The 5,526-nt window shown below is 33.6% G+C and carries 4 protein-coding genes; 1 reads left to right on the forward strand and 3 read right to left on the reverse strand.

Annotated elements, in window-relative coordinates:
- Nucleotides 1-201 precede the first annotated feature (201 nt).
- On the forward strand, nt 202-507 hold the full coding sequence (locus tag GSY74_RS00270) for a hypothetical protein (protein WP_164663103.1): 306 nt from the start codon (nt 202-204) through the stop codon (nt 505-507).
- 77 nt (nt 508-584) lie between these two features.
- On the opposite strand, the gene GSY74_RS00275 is transcribed toward GSY74_RS00270, so the two are convergent.
- From GSY74_RS00275 to GSY74_RS00285, 3 genes are all read right to left on the reverse strand, one after another.
- Nucleotides 585-2,315, reverse strand: a complete 1,731-nt coding sequence (locus GSY74_RS00275; RefSeq protein ID WP_164663104.1) for an EAL domain-containing protein — start codon at nt 2,313-2,315, stop codon at nt 585-587.
- 61 nt (nt 2,316-2,376) lie between these two features.
- Nucleotides 2,377-4,968: an ATP-binding protein gene (locus GSY74_RS00280; RefSeq protein WP_164663105.1), complete on the reverse strand. Its 2,592-nt coding sequence runs from the start codon at nt 4,966-4,968 to the stop codon at nt 2,377-2,379.
- 11 nt (nt 4,969-4,979) lie between these two features.
- Nucleotides 4,980-5,408, reverse strand: coding sequence for a hypothetical protein (locus GSY74_RS00285; protein ID WP_164663106.1), 429 nt, complete (start codon nt 5,406-5,408; stop codon nt 4,980-4,982).
- Nucleotides 5,409-5,526 lie beyond the last annotated feature (118 nt).

The following is a 5,526-nucleotide window of genomic DNA, read 5'->3' on the forward strand; positions in this document are numbered from 1 at the left end:
AACATAACCTCCGAATCGACAAGGTTTTTTGTACAGCCAAGGCTTACTAGGTGTAGTTTTTTGTTTAACAAGTTTGGTTCTCCAATATTTTTTAGTATTGTATCAAAAAATTGGTTTAAGTACTATATCTAGCTAAATTTTGTTATTATAATTAATGAAAAAATATGATATTATATTGCCAAATTTTAAAAGGAGAGAGAGATGAAGTATCTGTATCTGATAATAGGAGTCATTTTTATAGGTTGTAACAGTAAAAGTATAACCGTAGATACCAAGAGAGTAGTAGAGCCAAAACATGTTGTAGAGGAAGAGACTATTATTGTAGAGGAAAAGGTTATTATAGAAGAGCCTAAAATCACAAAAAATATAAAACAAGATATTCCACCAAGTTGTGCAATATGGTCTGATGGTTGTAATGTTTGTACCCGTTTGAGTACAACTAAAGCCTCTTGTACTACATACCCTGCTTGTCATAATAGATTGGTCTCTTGTCTGCAATGGCAGTAATCCCAAGTAGTTCGGGTGTAAACACGCCGATTCCAAAAATGCAGATTGCATATAAGAAAACGATGGCTTCAGCCGTGCTAATTGACTGGCATTAGGTACTCATCATAAAAAAGACTCACATCAGAGGTGGGCATCGGTCGGGCTATCCCATATCCTTGAGCCCTGTCACAACCTAGTTCCAATAGAGCAGGAAGATGTTCTCTGCTCTCTACACCCTCGGCTACTACTATATATCCAAAGGCTTTTGCTAGTTGAATAGATGCATCTACGATAGAGTGGTCTCCTCTATCTTTAAGCATACTCATAACAAAGCTCTTATCTATTTTGATAATATCAACTTTGAATCTTTTGATAGAAGATAGAGTTGAAAATCCTGTACCAAAATTATCTAGTGCTATCTTGAATCCAAGTTTTTTAACCTCTTCTAATGCACTCTCATCTAAACTAATATCTTTGATAGCAATATTTTCTACAATCTCAAGCACTATTTTTTCTGGTCTCACAGAGGGATACTGCTCTAATAGTCTCTTTAACATAGATAAGAAATTTCTGGACTCAAACTCGTTAGAGCTTATATTTATACTTAGTAAAAAATCATAGCCATCAGCTATCCATTTCTCATATTGGGCAAAAACACTCCCTATAATCCATCTTCCAAGATGACATATTATCTCTGTATTATCTAAAATATATGGTAAAAAACTATCAGGAGTCAATAGTCCATTTTGTGGATGATTCCATCGGATTAACGACTCAAAAGCTACTATTTCACCATTTTTTATATCTATAACTGGTTGATAGTAGAGTAGAAACTCTCCTCTATCTATAGCTGTTTTTATCTCTCTACTCTTTTGAGCTTTTATCTTGAACTTGGACTCCTCATCTGCATCAAAAAATGCGTAAGGCTTTTTTGACTTTTTTGCAGAGTACATAGCTCTGTCTGCCTGTCTCAAAAGAGCCTCTGGAGTTATCGCACTCGACTGAGGAGAGTGAAATGTGATACCAATACTAAAAGAGATAGGTATAGTATGCTCAATACCATCATCATCTGTATATACTACAGGGGCTAAAAAGTTCTTCTCTACTCTCTTTAAGAAGTTCAATATATGATTATGCTCTTTTAAAAAGCCTATAGCAACAGCAAACTCATCTCCACCAAATCTTGCAACTATATCACCTTTTCTTAGAGATTTTAATAAATTTTTAGCTACACTTTTTAGGATAATATCCCCTGCCTCATGACCATAAGTGTCATTAATCAGTTTAAATTTATTTAAATCTATAGCCAAAAGAGCCACAGACCTATCCTCCCTAGCACTACGGTGTATAAGTTTCTCTAAAAGATTAAAAAAGAGTCTACGATTTGCTAGACCTGTCAACTCATCATGTTGAGAGGCAAACTCTAAATCTTTTTTATAGTTTTTCTGCTCTCTCTCAAGCTTAAGACTATTCACTATATCATCTAACGCTTCAAACATCTGTTTTGACTCTAAAGGTTTTAGGATATACTTATCTATCCCCATATTAATAGCTTTTTTTAGATAGTCCATATCACTATATCCTGTAAAGAGAGCTATTCGTTGATTTGGATTAAACCTCTTTATCTCTCTACTCATCTCTAACCCATTCATATTTGGCATAGATATATCTGTCAAAACTATATCAGGAGTCTTCTCTTGGTAGAGTTTAATCCCCTCTACACCATCACTTGCAACAAAAATCTCCTTAAAATATCGCTTTAATACACTTTTGACTATCCTTTGCGTTAAAATATTATCCTCAACATATAGTATTGTAAAATTATTCATTAGAAATCACTTTTAACTATTTTTAGGTTCATTATAACATATTTAATATAAATTGTTAAATTCAAACAAATTTCATTAGAACATTTTTTAATCTCTCTATGCTCATAGGCTTTGAGAGATAATCATCCATTCCAAAACCGATATACTTCTCTTTGTCACCTTGTAGTGCATTAGCAGTCAAAGCAACAATTGGGATATGTCTCTGGTGGTGTTCCATTTCAAAATCAAGAATATTTTTTGTAGCCTCGATACCACCCATTACAGGCATCTGCACATCCATAAATATAATATCATACTGACTCTCTTTTCTACACTTTAGTGCTTTCTCTCCATTATCAACTACTGTAACCTCTATAGCAAATCTATTCAAAACAGCTTTCATAAGTTTTTGATTTATTAGATTATCTTCTGCCACTAATGCTCTTACACCTTCAAACTTTTGAGAAGACTCTTTTGGCTTTTCATTACTCTCTTTTAGAGTCTCATTTAGTATCTCCAACGATTTTATAGTCCGACTAAAGTTAACAGGTTTATAGAGAACCCTATCTATCCTACTTTTTATCCTATCTAACTCCTCTTTTCTATCATCTGCTAATATCAGTACGATTTTCAAAGAAAGCTCTAAAAATCGGTCAATCTGCCCCTCTTTGTCAAAACATGCATAGTCAATAAAAAGAAGATTTGGTAAGCTAGACTTTGGTAGATTTAGTATCTCTTGGCGTTCATAGGTACTAAATTCTGCTCCTGCATACTCTATATAGGTTTTTAAATTACCATCCACTCTCTTGTTATCATGAGGAGGAATATACCCAACTTTAAATCGACTCAAATCTAATCTAATTCGCTTTTTTATCTCTCTTGGTTTTTTCAATTTGAGAGAAAAGAAAAATAGAGACCCCTCTCCTATACTACTCTCTATATCTAATTTTCCACCCATTCGTTTGATAAATTGACTAGCGATACTAAGTCCTAATCCTGTTCCACCATATTTTCTACTTGTACTAACATCAGCTTGAGAAAAAGCATCAAAAATTTTACTCCTCTCTGTAGGTGTAATACCGATACCTGAATCCTTTACCGAAAACTTAAGAACAGCATCCTCTTTGGTCTCTGAAATCTGCAAAATAGATATTTCAATATAACCAGCAATAGGTGTAAATTTGATTGCATTACTTATCAGATTTGTAATGATTTGTGATATTTTAGTGGGGTCACCTAGTAGCTCTGTCGATATATATGGGTCTACAGAGACCTTTAGCTCAATCTTTTTCTCTCTTGCTTGTGCTATATAAGTATCTATCGTAGCTTCAAATTTTTTGATAGGATCAAAAGGAATAATCTCCAAATCAATTTTTCCTGCCTTAATCTTAGAAAAATCAAGAATATCATTGACTATCTTAATTAGATTATTAGAGCTATCTTCTATAATTGAGACCATCTCCTTTTGATCTTCAAATAGAGGAGTCTCTTTTAATAACTTGGTAAAACCAACAATACCATTGAGTGGAGTACGAATCTCATGAGACATATTGGCAAGAAAAAGGTCTTTTGCACGATTAGGCTCTTTGATAGCATTGGCAAGAAATCTATAAATCTCTATAGTGTCATTTCTCTGCAATATCTCTTTTATCTCTCTCTTTTTACTCTCATCCAAATCAACCTCTATATCTCGTAGGGTATCTTTTAAAAAACCCCTATCTCTATTAATATTGGTCAAAATATGCAAAATAGCCAAAAGAAGAATCAGAAGAATCAGAACAAGAAGAGATATAAAAATATACTTATTCATCTCTCTCTCTTTACTGAGAAGTTGTCTCTCCAGATTGAGGGTATCATCATCAATCAATATATTTTGTGCATCCTTGATTCGCTTTGTCTTCTCTGAAACTCTCTGGGTCCACTCTTTAAGAGATATTGAGTACTCCCCTTTTGTTGATTCTATAAAAAGCTGAACCCTATTCTCAAATCCAATCTTGGAGAAGGTCTCTAGGTTTAGTATCTCATTGACTTTTAAAGCTATATTTTTATTTTTGAATGGAACAAAATTTGGTAAAACCCTCTTAGCCAATAGAGTATCCCAATGGACTAAATCTTCGCTACTCATCGCTCTTGAATCTGTCAATATAAAAGCAAGAAAACTACTCTCCATATTGATACTCTCTCTTAGACGAATAAGTTTAAGCTCATTTACTCTATTATTGGAAAGGGATACTCTGCTCATATAGGAGATTATGGTTTTACTTATACTGTTTTGATAAGAGTCAAAAAGAGTATCCAAGTAGTTCAAATCTAACAAATCAACTCTACTACGAACCTCTTTTAACTCTTTTAGTATAGATATAAGATTTTTTTTACTTAATATGGTCTCTCTATTCTCCCTAATCAAAAAATCTACTTCTATTCGTCTTTTTTTCAGCTCACTTAGACTAGTTTCATTTTTTCTACTCATATGTATAGCAGACGCTAATCTCTCCTTTTCAATCCCCTCTAGGAGACTGTTTAAGCTAGAGAAGATTGCTCTATTCTCTACCTCCACCTCTATCCTCTGATACTCTTTATATATGCCGTAAGTAAGATATGCCAAAACACTCAATATCACTCCCATGCAGAAGATAAAAAAGAATGATACGCTTTTATCATCTAATATTCTCACACAAACCTCCTCTATAGATTTTTTTTATGATACTGCTCTATATCCTTAAGTAAAATTTTAATATACTCTGTGGAACCAAGCAGTAGATGAGGAATAGAAGAGTCATTCACTCTATTTAAAAAAAATCTATTTATTCTCCATACTCGATTAACTTTTCTCAATTTTTTTTCTAATTCATATGGATACCTGTAGACTTCTATCTCTTTTATATTATTATCAATATCTACAATCGCCTTTTTCATCTGCTCATAATTACTATGACTATCAAGACCCACCTGAAATGCCATATAGTATTTGATAGCTCTCTCTATAAGATACTGAATCTCTTTACTTGTCATCAACATCTTCTCCTCTTTGGAGAACTTATACTTATGCCCTTTTGCTATAGATTTAGCCCCCTCTAGCAGAACTTCACTATACTTCAAAATAAGTCTACCCATGAAGCGCAGCTCCTCAAGACAATAAAGCAGTCCGGTAGACTCGGTGAGTTTGTTAGCATCATTCTCACCGAATCTATCAAACCAGATTAAACGCCAAGATTCTCTCAGAAAGGTCTAG

The sequence above is a fragment of the Sulfurovum sp. bin170 genome, assembly GCF_010892395.1.
In the GTDB taxonomy this organism is placed as follows: domain Bacteria; phylum Campylobacterota; class Campylobacteria; order Campylobacterales; family Sulfurovaceae; genus UBA1140.

Excerpts from the sequence above, each read along its gene's own strand:
- GSY74_RS00270 (WP_164663103.1), top strand. The coding sequence starts at position 202 with ATGAAGTATCTGTATCTGATAATAGGAGTCATTTTTATAGGTTGTAAC.
- GSY74_RS00275 (WP_164663104.1), bottom strand. The coding sequence starts at position 2,315 with ATGAATAATTTTACAATACTATATGTTGAGGATAATATTTTAACGCAA.
- GSY74_RS00285 (WP_164663106.1), bottom strand. The coding sequence starts at position 5,408 with ATGGGTAGACTTATTTTGAAGTATAGTGAAGTTCTGCTAGAGGGGGCT.